This window comes from Gemmata sp. SH-PL17, assembly GCF_001610855.1.
GTDB classification, from domain to species: Bacteria; Planctomycetota; Planctomycetia; order Gemmatales; family Gemmataceae; genus Gemmata; species Gemmata massiliana.
On sequence record NZ_CP011271.1, the window covers coordinates 1,521,954 to 1,539,007 of the forward strand.

Consider the following 17,054-nt stretch of genomic DNA (forward strand, 5'->3'; position numbering starts at 1 on the left):
GAGTAGTTAATCCGGCCGCCGGGTTCGCGGTCCCCACCGGGAGTTTCGCCTCGACCGTGTTCAACGGGCGCGCGGTCGTGATCCCGGGGACTGCCGGTGCTACCACCGACGTTCGATTCATCCGCTACCGACAGCACACGCTGTACACGAACAGCGAGGCCGGGTTGTTCGCGGTCGACGACGCCACGGGCACGATCGGCGGGCTCGCGCCGGGCGCCCCGGGCTATACGCGGGCGGCACTGGACGCGAGCCGCCGGGTTCCGCTTTATGGCTCCGGTTCGCCCTCCGAGGTGAGCGCGCGTCTCGTCGCCGGGCGCCATTACGGGCTCTACCTGGTCCGGGGCGGGTCCGCCGATGCGGCCCGCGCGACCGAACCGGCGGACGCGGTGCGCGACGGCGGCCCCGTGGCCTGGTTCTCGTTCCCCGGGGCCAATTCGGACGGGTTCGATCACCTGCGCGTGCTCGCGCGCAACCGGTTCGCGTTCGAGGACCTGCCCGGCGGGGGCGACGAGGACTTTAACGACCTGCTGGTCGAGATCCGGCCCCCCGTTACCAACGGCGGATCGAACCCGTCGCCCGTCCTGACCAACGCCCCGCCGACCATTTCGGCCGTTGCGGCCCAGCACACAACCACGGGCGCCGCGACCGGGCCGATCGCGTTCCGGGTCGACGACCACGAAACGCCGCCCGCGCGCTTGCGGGTCCGCGCCTCGTCGTCGAACCCGGCACTGGTGCCCGATGACGGCATTGTGTTCGGCGGGTCCGGTGCCGACCGCACGGTGGCTCTCGCGCCGGTGGCCGGGGTGACGGGCACCGCGCGGGTGACGCTGTGGGTGACGGACGAGGGCGGGCTCACCGCGTCCACCGAGTTCGAGTTGAGCGTCACCCCGCCCGATGCGGCGCCCGCGTTCCGTAGCGTGCCGGCCGGCACCGCCGCCGTGGGTCGCCTGTACGCGTACGCGGCCCGGGCCGAGGGCTTCAGCGCCCTGAAATACGCCCTCGTTTCCGGACCAACCGGCGCGCAATTCGATCCGGTCGCCGGGTACCTGGGGTGGCTCCCGACCGCGGCCGACATTGGTACCCAACAAGTGGTCTTGGAGGCCACCGACGATCAGGGCCGCACGGCCCGCCAGAGCTTCACGGTCGCGGTTTCTGCGACCGGGGAGGTGAGGGGAACGGTGACCGCTGGCGCACCGCTCCCGTCGGCGCTCGCGGTGTACCTGGACGCCAACGCGAACGGGCGGCGCGACGCGGGCGAGCGTGCGGTCCCGGTGGACGCGAACGGGAATTACGTGCTCACCGGGTTGGAAGCCGGGTCCTACGCGGTCGCCGTCGATCTCCCCGTCGGGTGGGAAATCACCGATCCGCCCGCGGGTCTTCGGACGGTCGCGGTCACCGGCGGGGCGGTCACGAACGGTGTGAACTTTACGATCCGGGCGCACTCCGGCAATCACGATCCGGTCATCACCAGTACACCTCCCACTCTGGTCCCGGGTACCGTCTACACGTACCCGGTCGAGGCGACCGACCCGGACGGCGACCCGCTGAGCTATTCGCTCGTTGAGGGGCCGGCCGGGATGGCGGTTGATCCCGTCACCGGGGTTCTCACCTGGCCCGCGCCGAGCGAGGCGACCACGTTCCAGGGGCGAGCGGCCTGGGAAGCGTCCGCGGGCGGGGCCGCGGCGACGACCGCGCTCCATTTCGACGGTCCGACCGCGACCAACGAACGGGCCGTGAACGATCCCCGCATCGACCCGTCCTATTTGAGCCAGGGCGTCCGGTTCCTGCCGTTTACCGGCACCAACGTGTACCCGTATATTCTTCGGAACCAGCAGCACCAGATCCCCGACCCGGCGCGCGACGGGTTGCTGGCCAACAACTCGTCCCCGAACCCGGTCTCGGACCTGCTCGGGCGCGCGATCCGGTTCGAGTTCACCGTGCCCACTTACGCGGTCGGGGTGGTGACCAACCGGCACCCGTTCGACAACCCCACTGGCGACGGCGGGTACATGCGCGTGTACGACGCGGGCGGCAGCCTGCTCGCGCAGGTGGACGTGGAACCGGGCGTGTTCGCGGGCGTGAGCACGTCGGTGCCGATCGGCCGGGTCGAGGTCGTTAACACGTTCGGCTCTGACATTAAGTTCGGGATCTCGGAACTGGCGCTGGGCACCAAAGCTCCGGCGTATCCGGTGCGCGTGCGGGTCGGGGACGGGCGCAACGGGGCAACCGAACAGGCGTTCGTCGTGGCCCCGACCGCGAGTCCCAACTTGATCGTCAACGGGGGGTTCGAGACCGGCCCGGACCCGCTCCCCACGGACCTCGGGTACCGGATCTACGGGGCCGGGAGCACCGCGATCCCGGGGTGGACCGTCACCCGCGACACGATCGACTACGAGGGCACCCACTGGACGGAACTCGACGGGACCCGGAGCATCGACCTGGCGGGCACCCCCGGGGCCGGGGCCATCGCCCAGACGATCCCGACCGTGCCCGGGCAAACGTACCGGGTCGCGTTCGACCTGGGCGGGAACATGTACGGCGGCCCGGCCGTCAAGGAGATGCGGGTTTCGGCCGCGGGCCAGTCGGCCGATTTCCGGTTCGACGTCACCAACTCGACCACGGCGGTGATGAACTGGCGCCGGGTCGAGTGGACGTTCGTCGCCGACGGGCCGACCGCGACCCTCGAGTTCGCCAGCCTGGGGCCGGCGGGCGGGTCGTTCGGGGCGGTCATCGACGAGGTCGCGGTGTACGCGCCCGCCGCCCCGGCCGCGGGTCCGCGGTTCACGTCACAACCTCTGACCGGCGCAACGGTCGGCCACCCCTACCGGTACGCCCCGACGGTCGCCGCGCCCGCCGGCCCGGTCCGGTTCGACCTCGTCGGCGCCCCGGCGGGCATGTCGGTGGACCCGGCAACCGGCGCCCTATTTTGGGAGCCTGCTCCCGACCAGGCCGGGCCGAGTGACGTCGTGCTCCGGGTATGGGACGCGGTCGAGCGTTCCACGACCCAAGCGTTCCGGATCGTGGTCCACACCGCGGCCGACAACCGCGCGCCGCGGATCACCTCGACGGCACCGGACGTCGCGCGGGTCGCGGCCGAGTACCGGTACGCGGTTGCGGCGAGCGACCCGGACGGTGACGCGCTGGTCTTCGCGCTCACCGAAGCCCCCGCCGGGATGACGATCGATCCGACCACCGGGGCCGTTACCTGGACGCCCCGGGCCGATCAGGTCGGTTCGGCCCGCGTCACCGTCACCGCGACCGATCCGTCCCTTGCAACCGCGACCCAAACGTTTACCGTCACGGTTCCCGACCCGGCCGCGCGGCCGGTGGTGACCATCACCTCGCCGACCAACGGGGCGCTCGTCGGGTTACCGGTCGAGGTGACCGGCACGGTCGCCAGTCCCGGCGGGCAGGTAGACTTCTACAAGGTGTTTTACGCTCGCGCCGACCGCGTCGACCCGTCCCAACCCGAATGGGACGCGGTTGCCGGTCGGCTCACGGACCCGGACTACGTGCTCATCGGCGAGGGGCGGGGGCCGATCGCCAACGGGCGCCTGGCGGCGTTCGATCCGACCGTTCTTACCGACGACGAGTACGTGCTCGTGGTGGCCGCGTTCGACCTGAACGGCCAGGGTTGGGTCGAGCCGGTCCGGGTGAGCGTCACCGGCGGGCCGAAAATCGGCGCGTTCACCCTCGCGGTCACCGACCTCGAGATCCCGCTGGCCGGGATCCCGATCACCGTGACCCGCGTGTACGACTCGCGCGAGGCGGGCGAGGAGGGGGACTTCGGGTTCGGGTGGCGCCTGGGGATCGCCGACGCGCGGATCCGTGAGACCGTGCCCCAGACCGGGGACGGGTTCTTCGCCACCGGGGCCGCGTTCCGGGTCGGAACCCGCGTGTACCTCACCAATGCCGAGGGCAAACGCGAGGGATTCACGTTCCAACCGGTGCCCACGCCCGCGTTCTTCACGGCGGCTTTCAAGCCGGTCTTCGTCCCGGACCCGGGCGTCACTGACACGCTCACGGTGGACGACCTCACGCTGATCCAGAAGGCCGACGGGACGTTCGCGGCGTACCTGGTTGGGTTCCCGTACAACCCGGACACGTACCGGCTGACCTCCAAGGACGGCCGCACCTACACCTACGACCAGGCGGGCGGGCTGCGCACGGTCACCGACCGCACCGGCACCACGCTCACGTTCACGCGCGACGGGATCACCAGTTCGACCGGCGTGGCCGTGCGGTTCCTGCGCGATACTTGGGGCCGGATCACCGAAGTAATCGATCCCGACGGCAAGTCGATCCGCTACGGGTACAACGGCGCCGGAGACCTGGTCACCGTTACGGACCGGACGAACCAGGTCACGACGAACGTGTACCGCACGGACCGGCCCCACTATTTGGGCGAGGTATACGACCCGCTCCAGCACCGGGCGGTGAAGACCGAGTTCGACCCGTCAGGCCGGTTGGTGGCGACCACCGACGCGCTGGGCAACCGCTCGGTACAAGCCTACGACCCGGACCACTTTACGGAGACGGTGGCCGACGCGCTGGGGAACGTGACCACCCTGGTCTACGATACGCGCGGTAACGTGGTGCGAGAGACCGACCCGCTGGGCCGCACGACGCTGCGCGAGTACGACGCGGCCGACAACGAGATCACGACCACGGACCCGCTCGGGCACGTGACGCGCCGGACGTTCGACGCGCGGCGCAACGTGCTGAGCGAAACGGACGCGCGCGGGGGCACCACGCGGTACACGTTCAACACGTTCGACAAGGTCACCAGCGCCACCGACGCGCTCGGCCGGGTGACGACCTACCGGTACGACGCGAAGGGCAACCCGCTGGGCACGGTCGACGCGCTCGGCTACGCGACCGCACGGACCAACGACGACCAGGGCCGGCCCGTCACCGAAACCGACGCCAACGGGAACGTCACGAGCTACGCGTACACCGACGAGTCGGTCGCCGGCCCCACCCGGGTGACGCACGCGGACGGGACGTTCCGCACCATCGCATACAGCGCGCTGGGACTGCCGGCGCTCATCACCGACGAGCGCGGCGCCAAGTTGAAACTGGCGTATGACGCGAGCGGCCGGTTGCTCAGCGTTCTCGCACCCGATACCGGGCTCACCGAGTACCGCTACACGGGCGACCTGCTCACCAGCCAGATCGACCCGCTCGGAGGTGTCACGCTGTATGCGTACGATGCCGCAAACCAACTCGTTGCCAAAACGGACGCAATCAAGGGCGTGACGCGCTACGGATACGACAAGGCGGGCCGGTTGGTTACGACGACCGATCCGATGAACCACACGACGACCACGGCCTACCGGGCCGACGGTCAGGTGGAGAGCGTAACCGATGCGGCGGGCGGGATAACGAGGTATGAGTACGATGCGGCCGGCAACCGCACGGCCGAGATCGACGCGCTCGACCGGCGCCGGAACTATATTTACGACGAATTAAATCGTCTCGTCCGCAAGGACGATTGCCCGTGTCCCGATGAGATTTATGCCTACGATGCCGTCGGCAACCTGGTGAGCCGGACCGACAAGAACGGCCACATCACGCGGTACGAGTTCGATGAGCTGAACCGACTCGTCACCGAGACCGACGCGCTAAACGGGGTGACACGCTATCAGTACGATGCGAACGGGAACCAAACGGCTGTCACCGACGCTAACGGCCATGCCACACAAAGCACGTACGACTCCCGCAACCGGCTGACCCGGCGAACCGACCCGGCCGGGTTCAGCGTCACGTTCGGCTATGACGGGGCCGGGAATCAGGTTTCTACAACGGACCAACTCGGCTTTATCACCCGGTTCGACTATGACGGCTTGGGCCGATTGGTGCGGACCGAGAACCCGGAACACGGAGTCACGTCGAACAAATATGACCTCGCAGGTGATTTGGTCTCGACCACCGACCCGCTGGGTCGCGAGACGCACTACACGTTCGACCTTCTGCGGCGCCTCGTCAAGGTCACCGACGCAGCAAGCGGGATCGTGACATACGAGTACGACAGCGCAGGGAACCGAACGGCGCTGACCGATCCGGTCGGGAACCGCACCACGTTCGGCTTCGACGAGTTGAACCGTCAGGTGCGCGAGACCGACCCGCTGGGGCATTCGATCAACACGCGCTTCGACGCAGTTGGGAACCGCATTGAGGTGGTTGACCGCGATGGGCGCAAGCGGACGTTCATCTACGACGAACTCGATCGATTAACCGACGAAACCTGGTGGGACGGTGCAACCGCCATCCGCACGATCCACTCGGACTACGACGCGGTCGGCAACCTGATGCGGATCAGCGACCCTGACAGCACGTACCAGTTCTCCTACGACGCCCTCGATCGACAAATCACGGTGGACAATGCGGGCACCCCGAACCTGCCGCACCTCATCCTGACGAACCGTTATGATGCGGTCGGGAACCGCATCGAGGTGCGGGACAACACGGGCGTGACGGTCGACTCCACGTATGACGCCCGCGATCTGCTCACTTCGCGTCGCTGGTCCGGCGGCGGGGTCTCAGACGCGAGAATTGATTTCGGGTACGACGCACGGACCGAGCGCACGAGTGTGGCCCGTTACAGCGACCTCGCGGGTTCGCAACTCGTGAGTCACAGTAGCCTGAGCTACGACAAACTCGGCCGTGTCAGCGAGATTGACCATTTCGGTGCAAACGGAACCGCGGTTTCTGCTTACGGCTACAGTTACGACGCCGCGAGCCAACTTGCCCGCGAACTGCGGAACGGTACGGTCATCGATTACCGCTACGATGCGATCGGCCAACTCTTAGGCGCGGACCGCGCCACCGGACCGGACGAATCTTACAGCTACGATGCTGCCGGCAACCGCACGGGCAGTGGCTACCAAACCGGCCCGGCAAATCGTCTGCTGAGCGACGGCACGTTCAATTACAGCTACGATTTCGAGGGCAATCTCGTCCGCAAGACGGAGATCACCACGGGCGCATTCACTGAATACACCTACGACTACCGCAATCGTCTGGTTGGCGTGACGGAACGAGATACGGTTGGGAGCATCACTACCGAGGTACATTACACCTACGATGCCCTCGACCGCCGCATTGCCACAACCGTGAATGGGGTGAGCACCCTCACTGTTCACGATGGCAACGCTACTTGGGCCGATTACAACACAATTGGAGATGTTAGCGCCCACTACCTACTGGGCGACCGAATTGATGAAATGTTGGCCCGCTTCAGGCCACGTGAAGAGACCGTGTGGTACCTCACCGACAAAATTGGCACCGTCCGTGAGCTATTCAGCGATACCGGCGCAGTGCTAGGTCGAATCGACTATGGTAGTTTTGGTGATATTATTAGCCAAACTAGCACGACCTATGGTGACCGTTTCACGTTCACTGGGCGAGAGTTAGATAATGAAACAGGCTCTTATTACTATCGGGCACGCTTTTACAACCCAACAAATGGCCGGTTTAACACCGAAGATTCAATCAGGTTGCTAGGAAATTCAATTAATTTTTATCAATACACTGGCAATCACCCGATAAACAGTACCGACCCAAGCGGAAACACTGAGGCGATTGAGTATTCATTAACAACTAATCTCGTTATCGGCGCGGCCGTTGGAGGATTGTTTGGGATACTTGTGGGTGCCGGCCACAAAGCAATTGACAAACCAGCAGACGAATGGACTAAAGACGATTACATTGACATTGCAACCAGTGGAATTCTTGGCGCCTTTCTTGGCGCAACATTTGGAGTCGCCTCTGCTGCCGCTGCCGCCGGCAGCACCCTCGCGCAAGCAACAATAGCCTTTTTAGAAGGATTGGCGACGGCTTCGTTTGGATATGGAATCTACACCACAACCGTTAATTATCAAGATGACCCAAATCGTCTCGTAGAGCATTTAATTCTTGACATTGCAGTAGCTGGATTTACGATACTATCAGTTAGATGGTCAAAAACTAGTATACTCCGTGATCTTATCCAAGATGAGAGCGGATCAGCACCTAGGCCACGAGGAGATCTGCCTGCGCGAGGCACACCAAACAGTACAGCTGCAAAGGATGATGGCAAGGGTAATAGACAGACACGAGAATATGGGCCGGATGGTCGCGCAACAAAAGACATTGATTTTGGCCACGATCACGGTGCTGGTGATCCACACGCACACGATTGGGATTGGACTCAGATGAAACCTCGTCAACCTGGCCGCCCTCTTAAACCAGGAGAATGAGATTATGCCCCCCTTTTCATATGGACACTTGGTACACTGTTGCCTTCGCGACGCCTTGACCATCGCAGCTATTTTTTTCGATCGCGATTGGATTGCCATCATCCGTAGCATCGATAGCATCACCTCACCAGCTCAATTGGAAAACATACTATGCAATCACAAAATCACGTGCTGTCATCACAACGGTAATATAATTCTACCCGCCAGCAATTTGCAATCAGCCCTGAAAAATAAAATATTTACAGGATTTGATGAAGTATGGATTGCCAGAACCCCTCCAGCATTAGACCTCCGGGCAGTCCCGGCCGCCACCTCAGATGCGGCTAACTTCTCCACACATGTTCCAGGTGAAATCTTACAGTGCGCATTAGAGACCAACGTCGCAATAATTCTCGGCGATGGGTGCGGATTAAACTACCTATCCTGCAATCACCAAGTGCAGATCTACAACAGCCCAATCGCCCCGCCAACTTCGTCTTAGTTATACAATGCGATAGATCCACGGAAGGCAGGATATTCAACCACTAATGCCTCTCCTTCTATCCAAACCTCCGAATACATTAGAATTTATTTGACCATATGTGCCGAACCGATTGTTCCACTGGCTTAACGCAAATCTAAGACATCCGGCCGCGCTTGCCTTCAGGGGCCGGTTCCTTACCCTGCGCCTCATGTCACGCGCGCATACCGAGTCCCGCTCGATCTCATTCATTCACCCTATCTTTTGGATACCCGCTGCGGAAACCGCATTTTTGGTGCCCGCAGCCTGGTTCGGGCTACCCGCGCTCACGCTCGCATTCCTCGGGATCGGCATCGGCGCCCTTATGGGGATGCTCGTTGCATGGAGCATGCGGGGGCGATTCCGCGTAGTACACAGCGGACAACAAGGGCTTCCACCTGAGTTCACTTCGGACCCGGAACTTGCGAGATTGTACCGAATCCTGCATGAGGCCTTGGCCGGAATCACGGAACAACCAGCAGGGGAACAACGGGACACCCTCACGCAGAAGTTAATAGCTCTGGGGGTACAGTTCCGCAGAGTGGCCTCCGGAACGGCTTCATTTACCGGACCCGCATCCTGGTACGTCGCGCATGATGCGGTCCTCACCGTTCCGGGCTTGAAAGAATATTTAGCAGTAATTTGGGTGCGGGCGCCCGCAGACATCCACAATCCGGTCATCCAGGAGGGCTTGCGCGCGACTTACGCGGCGGTGCGCCGGGGCGTTCTGGTCGAGCGCGTGCTTGTGGTTTCCGATTCTCTCTGGCCGGCCGACCGGATACTCCCAACCGACGACATCCGACCGTGGATCGAGGATCAGCACAATCACGGGCTTCGCGTGATCCTCCTGCGCGAGCGCGATCTGTTAAACGACACGGGGAGAGCGGTCGACACCTGCGTCTTCGATGATTGGGGGGTCGGGACTCGGAACCTGGACGACCGCGATCAAACGCTGCGTGTCACCCTCGACTTTGCACCCGACGCCATTCGCATCGCTCGAGAACGGCTGGATCGTTTGTCACAAATCGGGATTCCGTACGGAGAACTCTTGGAACGCGCTGATCGGAGCCGTTAAGATCAAGCCCGGCTTCCGGAGATCAACGTGTCCGACCTCTTGTACTTGGATACTGCTCGCCTCGGCCGCATGACGCCCGCTGCGCAACGGGCCGAACGCGCGCTCGTGTCGCTCGCAGGGCAGGAAGGTCCGTCTGCCTACTTTGAGCAGTTCGTGCGTTTCGGGTTTGAAGCAAGCCCGCTCGCGACCCAAGAAGAGCATTATTCGGGACTCAAGCACTGGGCGGGCGTCGGCGAGTTGAAGCAAACGTTTCGTGCGCTAGCTGGCCATCGCCCAGACCTTCCCTTGTTCGTGGCCCATCGCGCGGCCGAGCTAATGAAGCTGGCTGGGCACCTGTTGTTCACCACATGCCGCAACGTTTTGGTTACGGACCTCGGCTGGCCGACCTATCACGACATTCTGGAACACGAGGCCAAGCGCGCGGACCGGCGCCTGACGCGGATCGAAGTGCGAGCTGACGTTACTTCTGGCCAACTGAGTGAACCCGAGTTGATCGAGCGTGTATGCTCTGCTTACACGCGCAACCGGTGCGACGGATTGTTCCTCTCGGCGGTGAGCAACTGGGGCGTTCGTCTCCCGGTCGAGCGTATTGTCCGGTGCCTTGAAGCGAGGCGCCGGGTGTGGTTTGTGGTGGTGGACGGAGCCCAAGAGTTCTGCCACGTGCCGGGGCGATTGGACGCCGAATACTGCGACTTATACCTGACCGGCACCCATAAGTGGCTCGGCGCCCATCATCCGATGGGGCTCGGGTTCTGCGGCCGACGCCGGTCCCAGGTCGTGATTGAAATGACGGCAACCGATCTCGTTGCGGCCAAGGTGCTTGATGACCCGCTACTGCGTTTCTCGGCACAACTCGAGGAGGGGCAGGATCGCGCCATTGAGACACTGAACTTAACACCCTTATTCACGGCCCGCGCGTCGGCCCACGATGCGCTTCAACGCAGTGCCATTTCCGAGCAATTGAACAATGTCCAAGCAGCAGCGGCACTCGCAGCCGAGGTAGGCTGGCGTCCCATGTTGTTGGACCTGCCACTCCGCTCGGGAATCTTACTCCTCGAAGCCGAACGCCCCGCTGTTCGGTCCGTTTCTCCCGACATGTTGCGAACGGCACTTCGGAACGCCGGTATCGCGGCGACGACGTACGAGGGTGGGTTGATCCGCCTGTCGATGCCCGCCACTGCATTCACCTCCGCAGAACGGGAGCACCTGTCCCGCGCGCTGCACACGGTGGCGTGAATCCCGAAACGGCACACCGCGCTCGGCGAGCCACATCGAGCCACTCGCTCCGCTTGCACCTCGGCGGCTATCTCGCACTTGCGCGCGTGCCCCGGGTGCGCTAATGTGCGGGCCATGCCACGTGAACAACCTCCCCAAAGGCGCTCGGCCCTGCTGAGTTTCCGGTTTCTGTTCAGCGCCGCATTCGGATCCATTCTTATGGGCCTCGTTGCGGCACTCGGCACGCTACCGGCACAACTCGCAACACTCGGATGCTTGATTAGCGTCGTGGGGGGACTGTTTCTCGCGTATCTGGGCCAAGAAGAGGAGCGCGAGCGCCGCCGCAACGCGGCCCTCGAAAATTTGTCGGTACCGCTGGCCCTGGCCGGCGACCCCGACGTGTTCCGCGTGTACCGATCCTTGTGCGACGGACTGCAAGCCGTATCCAGGTTGCCCGACGGTATTCTGCGCGAAGCCGCTGTCCAAAAGCTCGAATCGGTCGTGGCTCAGGTCGCGGAATTAGGGGAGGGGCGCGTTGTGTTCGCGTTGACCGAAGGGTGGCGCACGGTGTACGAGCACTTGTTGATGTCCCCGGGTCTCAAGTCGTACCGCTCGGTCGCATGGGTGCGAACGAAGGACTACTGGCAGGACGCACCGGGGCGCCAGAGCATGCGTGCGAACTTCGAGGCCGTGGGCCGCGGGGTGGCGGTCGAGCGGATCGTGATCCTGTCGCGCGCGCTGTGGCCGAATAACGCACCGGCACCCGAAGCGGGCATTTACCCGTGGCTCGCGGAGCAGCACCAGCGCGGGGTGCGACTCTGGATCGTTCGTGAGGCCGAACTATCGCGCGAGCCGGACCTGCTGTGCGACACCGGGATCTACGGGAGCAGAGCGGTGGGGATCCAGGAACAGGACGAGTCCTCACGCACGCTCAAATTCACACTCGATTTGGACTTGCAGCGGGTGCGTGAAGCGGAGGAGCGGTGGAGTCGATTGACGCTTTACGCGTCCGAGTTCCGCTGTCTGTACAGGCCGGACGCTCTTGGGGGTCCCATTTACGGGGTGTAACTCCGATCGACCCACCTCTTGCTTGAACGATAAATGAGAGCGGAAGAACTCACTCAAGTTCCTCCGCTCAGAATGCCCACTCGCCATAAGAAACAAGAATCATTTTTTGACTGGTGGGGTTAGAGGCGGGATCTGCACCGGAGCGTTGGGAACAACATATTCGATCACTTTGCTGTCTGTCAGTTTCCGAACAGCTTCGTCTAGGTCGATCCCCTCTTTCCATCGGCAGAGCAGTAGGCTTCCGGTTCCATACACCTCTGCGACCTCCAACCCCAGTTTTTTGCATAATTCGACCGCATCGTCTGCTCGTCCCGCTTTGAACCGAACGAGCGCCTCTTTTGACTCCCGGAGTTGCTTTATTAGAGTCATGTGGCCGTCTTTCGGGTCTGCCCCGACTGGGGCAATCGAGTGAACTCGCACGATAAAGCCAGATCCCTTCTCAGCAACCGAGGCCGGTTCCAGGTCCCCGACGACGACAACGACCTTTCCTTCAAGAGCAGTTGCCACCCGCGCTCCACCACCTTTCTCGTCGAATACGAGCCCCAGCGTGGTAGTTTTGTGAGTCACGGTGTAATGGCCGACTTCGTTTTTGGGGGCTGCTTTCAAAAGGCCCTTCACCTCGACCCGGGCGAATCCAGATGGACCACCGGTGGCTTTGGTGTCAGCCGGTGGTTGGGCGCCGGGAACCGCCGTGGCCGGTTGCCCGGTCCCAGCGAGCACCAGCACAAGTAAATAAGAGGCTACCATCGTGTTACTCCAGTTCCGGGCGGACCGCCCGGGGCGCGACTTGCGCGCTCCGGGCCAGTCACACCATGATACCCGCCCGCCGCGCGGGGCTTCAAGGCATCGGAGGTAACGGCTTGTAACGCTAGCGCCGGAACAAGCGGCACTTCGGGCGGCTCGGCGGGAGCCACGCGCAACTGGGTGGACAGGGCACGGGGCAGATAATGATCGGGGGGCACGGTGGGTCGGCATCGCCCGCGCACACGAAGCCGAGGTCGAGGATCGCTTCGGTTGCGCACAGGCCCTTCAACGCGTCGACCCTTCGGGCTTTACTCAGAACGAGCCCTTTGATCTCGCGGCCCGACAGACCTGAGTACTCTGGACGACTCCATACCAGAGCGATGGCCCCACTAACGTGCGGGGTGGCCATTGAGGTTCCGGGCAGGTACGCGTACTTTCCGCCGCCTTCGCGCTTAAAATTCGGACCGAACGTGTTAGTTGCGGCCACCGAACTCAGGATATCGGTCTCGTCCGTGAAAAAGGCGCCGGCTGAATCGAATTTGACCTCACCGCCGGGAGCCGCCAAGTGGACCGAACGTTTACCAACGTTCGTAAAATTCGAGGGCTGCTGATTGATGTTGATGGCAGCGACCGAAATCACATTACCGAGTGCCCCGTCAGGATCGCTGGGATCACCGAACGACGCGGGGTAAACCGGGCGGGTGTCGTTGTTATTCCGGTAATTGTTTCCGGCGGCCGCGACGAACACCGCACCAGCAACTTCGGCACGCGAGATCGCCTCGCGGACCGGAAGCACCAGCGCCCGAGGCGTTCCAGGTTGCCAGCCGAGGCTGGCACTCATGACTTTGGCCCCAGCGCGCCAAGCGTAATCGATTCCCTTCACTAAGCCGAACGTGCTACCACTCCCGTTGTCATTAAGGACCTTGACCGCCAGTAACTGGACCTTCCAATTTACACCAACCACTCCAAGACCATTGTTCCCGACTCCGCCAATCGTTCCCGCGCAGTGAGTTCCGTGTCCGTGTCGGTCCATAGGGTCACCGCCACCGGTGAACGTGTTGAACCCGAATACGTCATCAACCACGCCATTCCCGTCATTGTCCAGTCCGTCTCCGGGTACCTCATAAGGGTTGCGCCGCATGTTGGCGGCCAGGTCCTCATGGTTATAGTCGATCCCGGTATCGAGAACGGCCACAACCACCTTCGCCTCACGGGCGCATCCCCATGCCTTGTCGGCGTTGATGGCGCTCATACCCCACAGTTTGTTGAGAAAGGGGTCGTTCGGAGCACCCGCTCCGGTGTAGCCACTCACCGAGGTGCTCTTCGCCTCAAGAGCCGGAGGAGCGGCCGCGGCCGGCGCCTCACGCGGAGCGAGAGGCGCTTTGCCAGCGGGTTGTAATGGTGGGATACTGACCGGGGCGTTCGGTATGATGTACACGATTGCTTTAGATTTGAGCAATTCGGTCCGGGCCGTTACTGCTTTTACTTCTTTCGGCCACCCGCAGAGCAGCAGGTTGCCTGGGCCGTGTACCTCTTTCACAACCAACCCACGTTCCTTGCATTCGGCGATTGCCTCGTCAGCTTTACCGGCCTCGTAGCGAACGATCATTTCTCCGGTTGCCTCGTAGGCGGCCTCTGCTGCGGGGCCGGGTAGTGGCGCTTCTGGTTGTGCGGCCGCTGGTTGAGCGGCAGTCACGGGTATCGCCCCGATCGCCCCGACCCCAAACAGAGTTGCGATCACTAGCGCGGTGTGCAATAATTTCATGACCTTAACACCCCGTTACTTTCAAATTTCATTTACGAATCAACCCGAATCAAAATATCCAGATTCAGCCTGAATATTTTAAATTTATTTAACACAGCAAGACATACGAATATCAATCGCATGCGTAAAAAGCGCGACCGCAACATGCGGTCGCGCCAAATCCGAATCGGAGTTTTGGAGCTTAGGTTCGTCGAGCGAACTGCACTTTTTAAGGAATCACTTCGAACTCGAGCGGAACGTTCACGATCGTGTTGTCCGACATGACGAACCCCACTTTGACGCTCGTCTTCCCGACCTTGGTTGGGCAAAAGAAGATGGACCAACGGATCGGGGCGCCGGGCTTACCCGGGGCAGTAGCGCAACTGTTGTACCCTTCGTACTTCACTTCTCCCGGACCCGTTTGGATCACACTGATCGTGCCTGTCGGTTGGGGGTTCGTGCCCGTTGGGGCGTTGATTTCGACAATAGCCCCATGATGAAGTTTCACCACCCGGAGTTTACCCGAGTACGGCGGGTGGAGGTTCTCGGCAGGTTCGGAGACGCGGTACACACAACACCCGTCGTGCGGCCACGTCGGGATCGGGTAGCGCGGGTAGTAGTAACTCGTCGTCGCGTGTCGCCGCCCAAACGCTTCTGCGGGTGTCGCACCGAGGGCGACCACGAGTCCGGCAAGGATGCTCAACTTTGCGAGCTTCGTACCCATTACAGCCCCTTCAACAAGAAACACGAACTGCCCCGGCTCATACGAAAGTCGGGATAAACAGCGAACTCGCCACATATTACCCATAACCCCTGTGCTACCAAGGGGCGCGGCGGGGGCGCGTCAGGGGCGGCCCGACTTGACGTTCGCTCTGATTTCGGCGAACCGCCCCTTGATGAGAAGTCACCGAGAGCGGTTGGTCCCTCAACCTCTCGAGTTTGCCCTCCTGCAGCGAGGAGTATCGAACCGCCCTACCGGTCAACTACAAAACAGACAATGATGAAGCTCACTGCGGCTCACCTGAACTCGAAAAAACCACGGCAAGGGACAATCAAATAAAGCAGTAGCAAGGGAGGCCTTTTGTGGGGAAGGTTGGGACGAGTTCGAGATTAAAGGCTCGCCGTCTAAAGTGTGCCGGTCAACAATCTCAGTAAACCCGCGAAAACCTAACTCGTCGTTTGTTCTTTTATGATCGAGCGAGTTATCCCCAGCTAGCGAGACGCTTTTCGATCGAGCTGGCGCGATAGCTGGGGGTAACTCGTCGGGCAATCGAAGCAGTGTCGCCTTTGAGAACTCGGGGCGGGGCTTGCATCAACACTCTAAAGAATCGTTCGTACCGCAAACGACTCGGGCCACATCATCGGATGTGGCCCTCAACCTCTGGGGACTGTAACGCGCGGTGAGCAGTTAACGGCCGCTCACTCCTTGGCTTCTCTTCGACAGCCTTACCCTTAAACTCTTTGGGTAACCCCTTCGGACCAGCGGCCCCTTGCAACAGAGCAACTAGCTCGATGTGCCCGTCCTCGTCTTGCTGAAGGACGTACCCGACGGTTGGAAATGGGGAATCCGCCGCGTTGAAATACGCTTGGCCATACACCTTCCACGGCCGGTTCGGGTTGCCGGATCCGGCGATGAGTGCGCGATCTCCTTTAATCGCTTTGAGGTCGAGGTGCGTGTCCTGATTCGCTCCCAGGGAAACTGTGGTCACGATCGTGTTATCGCCTTCGTGACGGATGATGTCGAAGCGGGCCGTAACTTTGGTCGCGTTCTTGATGTACAGCTTGTTTGCTGGACCACCCGGCGGTTGCGCCGCAGCGGTGGGTGCCACCAAAGTCGACAGAGCCAGTACGCAACTGAGCATGGCAGTTTCCTCACCTGAATAGAGCAACTGAAGTGGGCTGAGGCATATTACTCCTGATAGCCGCCCTACCGAAGGGGCGCGGTAGTGGCGCGCCGGGGGCGATATACGTCTACGCCCATCGATCCCTTCGCCGCCCTAAGAGAGGCCGTGACGTCCGCACTGCCCAGTCCCGGATCAGGGGTAGTTCACTCCCCGCGCCAACAGATCCCTTTACCCGTTCCATCTCGACTGAAATAGATGCGCCCATCAAGTTGGTTGCCGTTGAGCCGACGGATCGCGTCGTGCAAGCGCTCAACGGGGTCGCGCGCGCCCCCGACCAGCGGATCGTCGATCCGGAGCGTCCACTTCTCTTCTTCGAACACGGCGAGGATCCGCTCTTGGTTGTTGGCCGGGGTGCGGAAACGCTTGACCACGCGCCCCCGCCAGTTCAGTTGCCGCGTGGACTCGTCCCAGTGCGGAACGGGAACCGATTCGACTTCCGGCCCGAGAAACGGACCGGTCTCCTGCTCGTGCCCATCGAACGCACGTGCGAACCGGCGCCCCCGCTCCGTCAGCACAAACCGGGATTGCCCGGTCAATACCAGTTCGATGCCGGGCATCGGAGGCT

Annotated in this window: 9 protein-coding genes; 4 read left to right on the forward strand and 5 right to left on the reverse strand. The window is 62.2% G+C overall.

What is annotated here, in order from left to right:
- Positions 1–290: 290 nt before the first annotated feature.
- From VT84_RS40555 to VT84_RS06320, 4 genes are all read left to right on the forward strand, one after another.
- The gene (locus tag VT84_RS40555; RefSeq protein ID WP_239465908.1) at positions 291–8,240 is read left to right on the forward strand and encodes a choice-of-anchor C family protein; all 7,950 of its coding nucleotides are present in this window, start codon (positions 291–293) and stop codon (positions 8,238–8,240) included.
- Between the two features lie 929 nt (positions 8,241–9,169).
- Positions 9,170–9,814, forward strand: coding sequence for a hypothetical protein (locus VT84_RS06310; RefSeq protein ID WP_157469239.1), 645 nt, complete (start codon positions 9,170–9,172; stop codon positions 9,812–9,814).
- Positions 9,815–9,841: 27 nt separating this feature from the next.
- Positions 9,842–11,050: an aminotransferase class V-fold PLP-dependent enzyme gene (locus VT84_RS06315; protein WP_082838908.1), complete on the forward strand. Its 1,209-nt coding sequence runs from the start codon at positions 9,842–9,844 to the stop codon at positions 11,048–11,050.
- 198 nt (positions 11,051–11,248) lie between these two features.
- Positions 11,249–12,097 carry a hypothetical protein gene (locus VT84_RS06320; RefSeq protein WP_082838909.1) on the forward strand — a complete coding sequence of 283 codons (849 nt, stop codon included), beginning with the start codon at positions 11,249–11,251 and terminating at the stop codon, positions 12,095–12,097.
- Between the two features lie 99 nt (positions 12,098–12,196).
- Here the strand turns inward: VT84_RS06320 and VT84_RS06325 are convergent, their stop codons facing one another.
- The 5 genes from VT84_RS06325 to VT84_RS06345 form a co-directional block, all read right to left on the reverse strand.
- Positions 12,197–12,844 (reverse strand): hypothetical protein, encoded by a 648-nt coding sequence (locus VT84_RS06325; protein WP_082838910.1) that lies wholly within the window; start codon positions 12,842–12,844, stop codon positions 12,197–12,199.
- 121 nt (positions 12,845–12,965) lie between these two features.
- Positions 12,966–14,606 (reverse strand): S8 family peptidase, encoded by a 1,641-nt coding sequence (locus tag VT84_RS06330; RefSeq protein WP_082838911.1) that lies wholly within the window; start codon positions 14,604–14,606, stop codon positions 12,966–12,968.
- Positions 14,607–14,814: 208 nt separating this feature from the next.
- The gene (locus VT84_RS06335; RefSeq protein WP_082838912.1) at positions 14,815–15,309 is read right to left on the reverse strand and encodes a hypothetical protein; all 495 of its coding nucleotides are present in this window, start codon (positions 15,307–15,309) and stop codon (positions 14,815–14,817) included.
- Between the two features lie 634 nt (positions 15,310–15,943).
- Positions 15,944–16,447 carry a hypothetical protein gene (locus VT84_RS06340; protein ID WP_082838913.1) on the reverse strand — a complete coding sequence of 168 codons (504 nt, stop codon included), beginning with the start codon at positions 16,445–16,447 and terminating at the stop codon, positions 15,944–15,946.
- Between the two features lie 185 nt (positions 16,448–16,632).
- Positions 16,633–17,046: a hypothetical protein gene (locus VT84_RS06345; protein ID WP_082838914.1), complete on the reverse strand. Its 414-nt coding sequence runs from the start codon at positions 17,044–17,046 to the stop codon at positions 16,633–16,635.
- Positions 17,047–17,054: the final 8 nt, after the last annotated feature.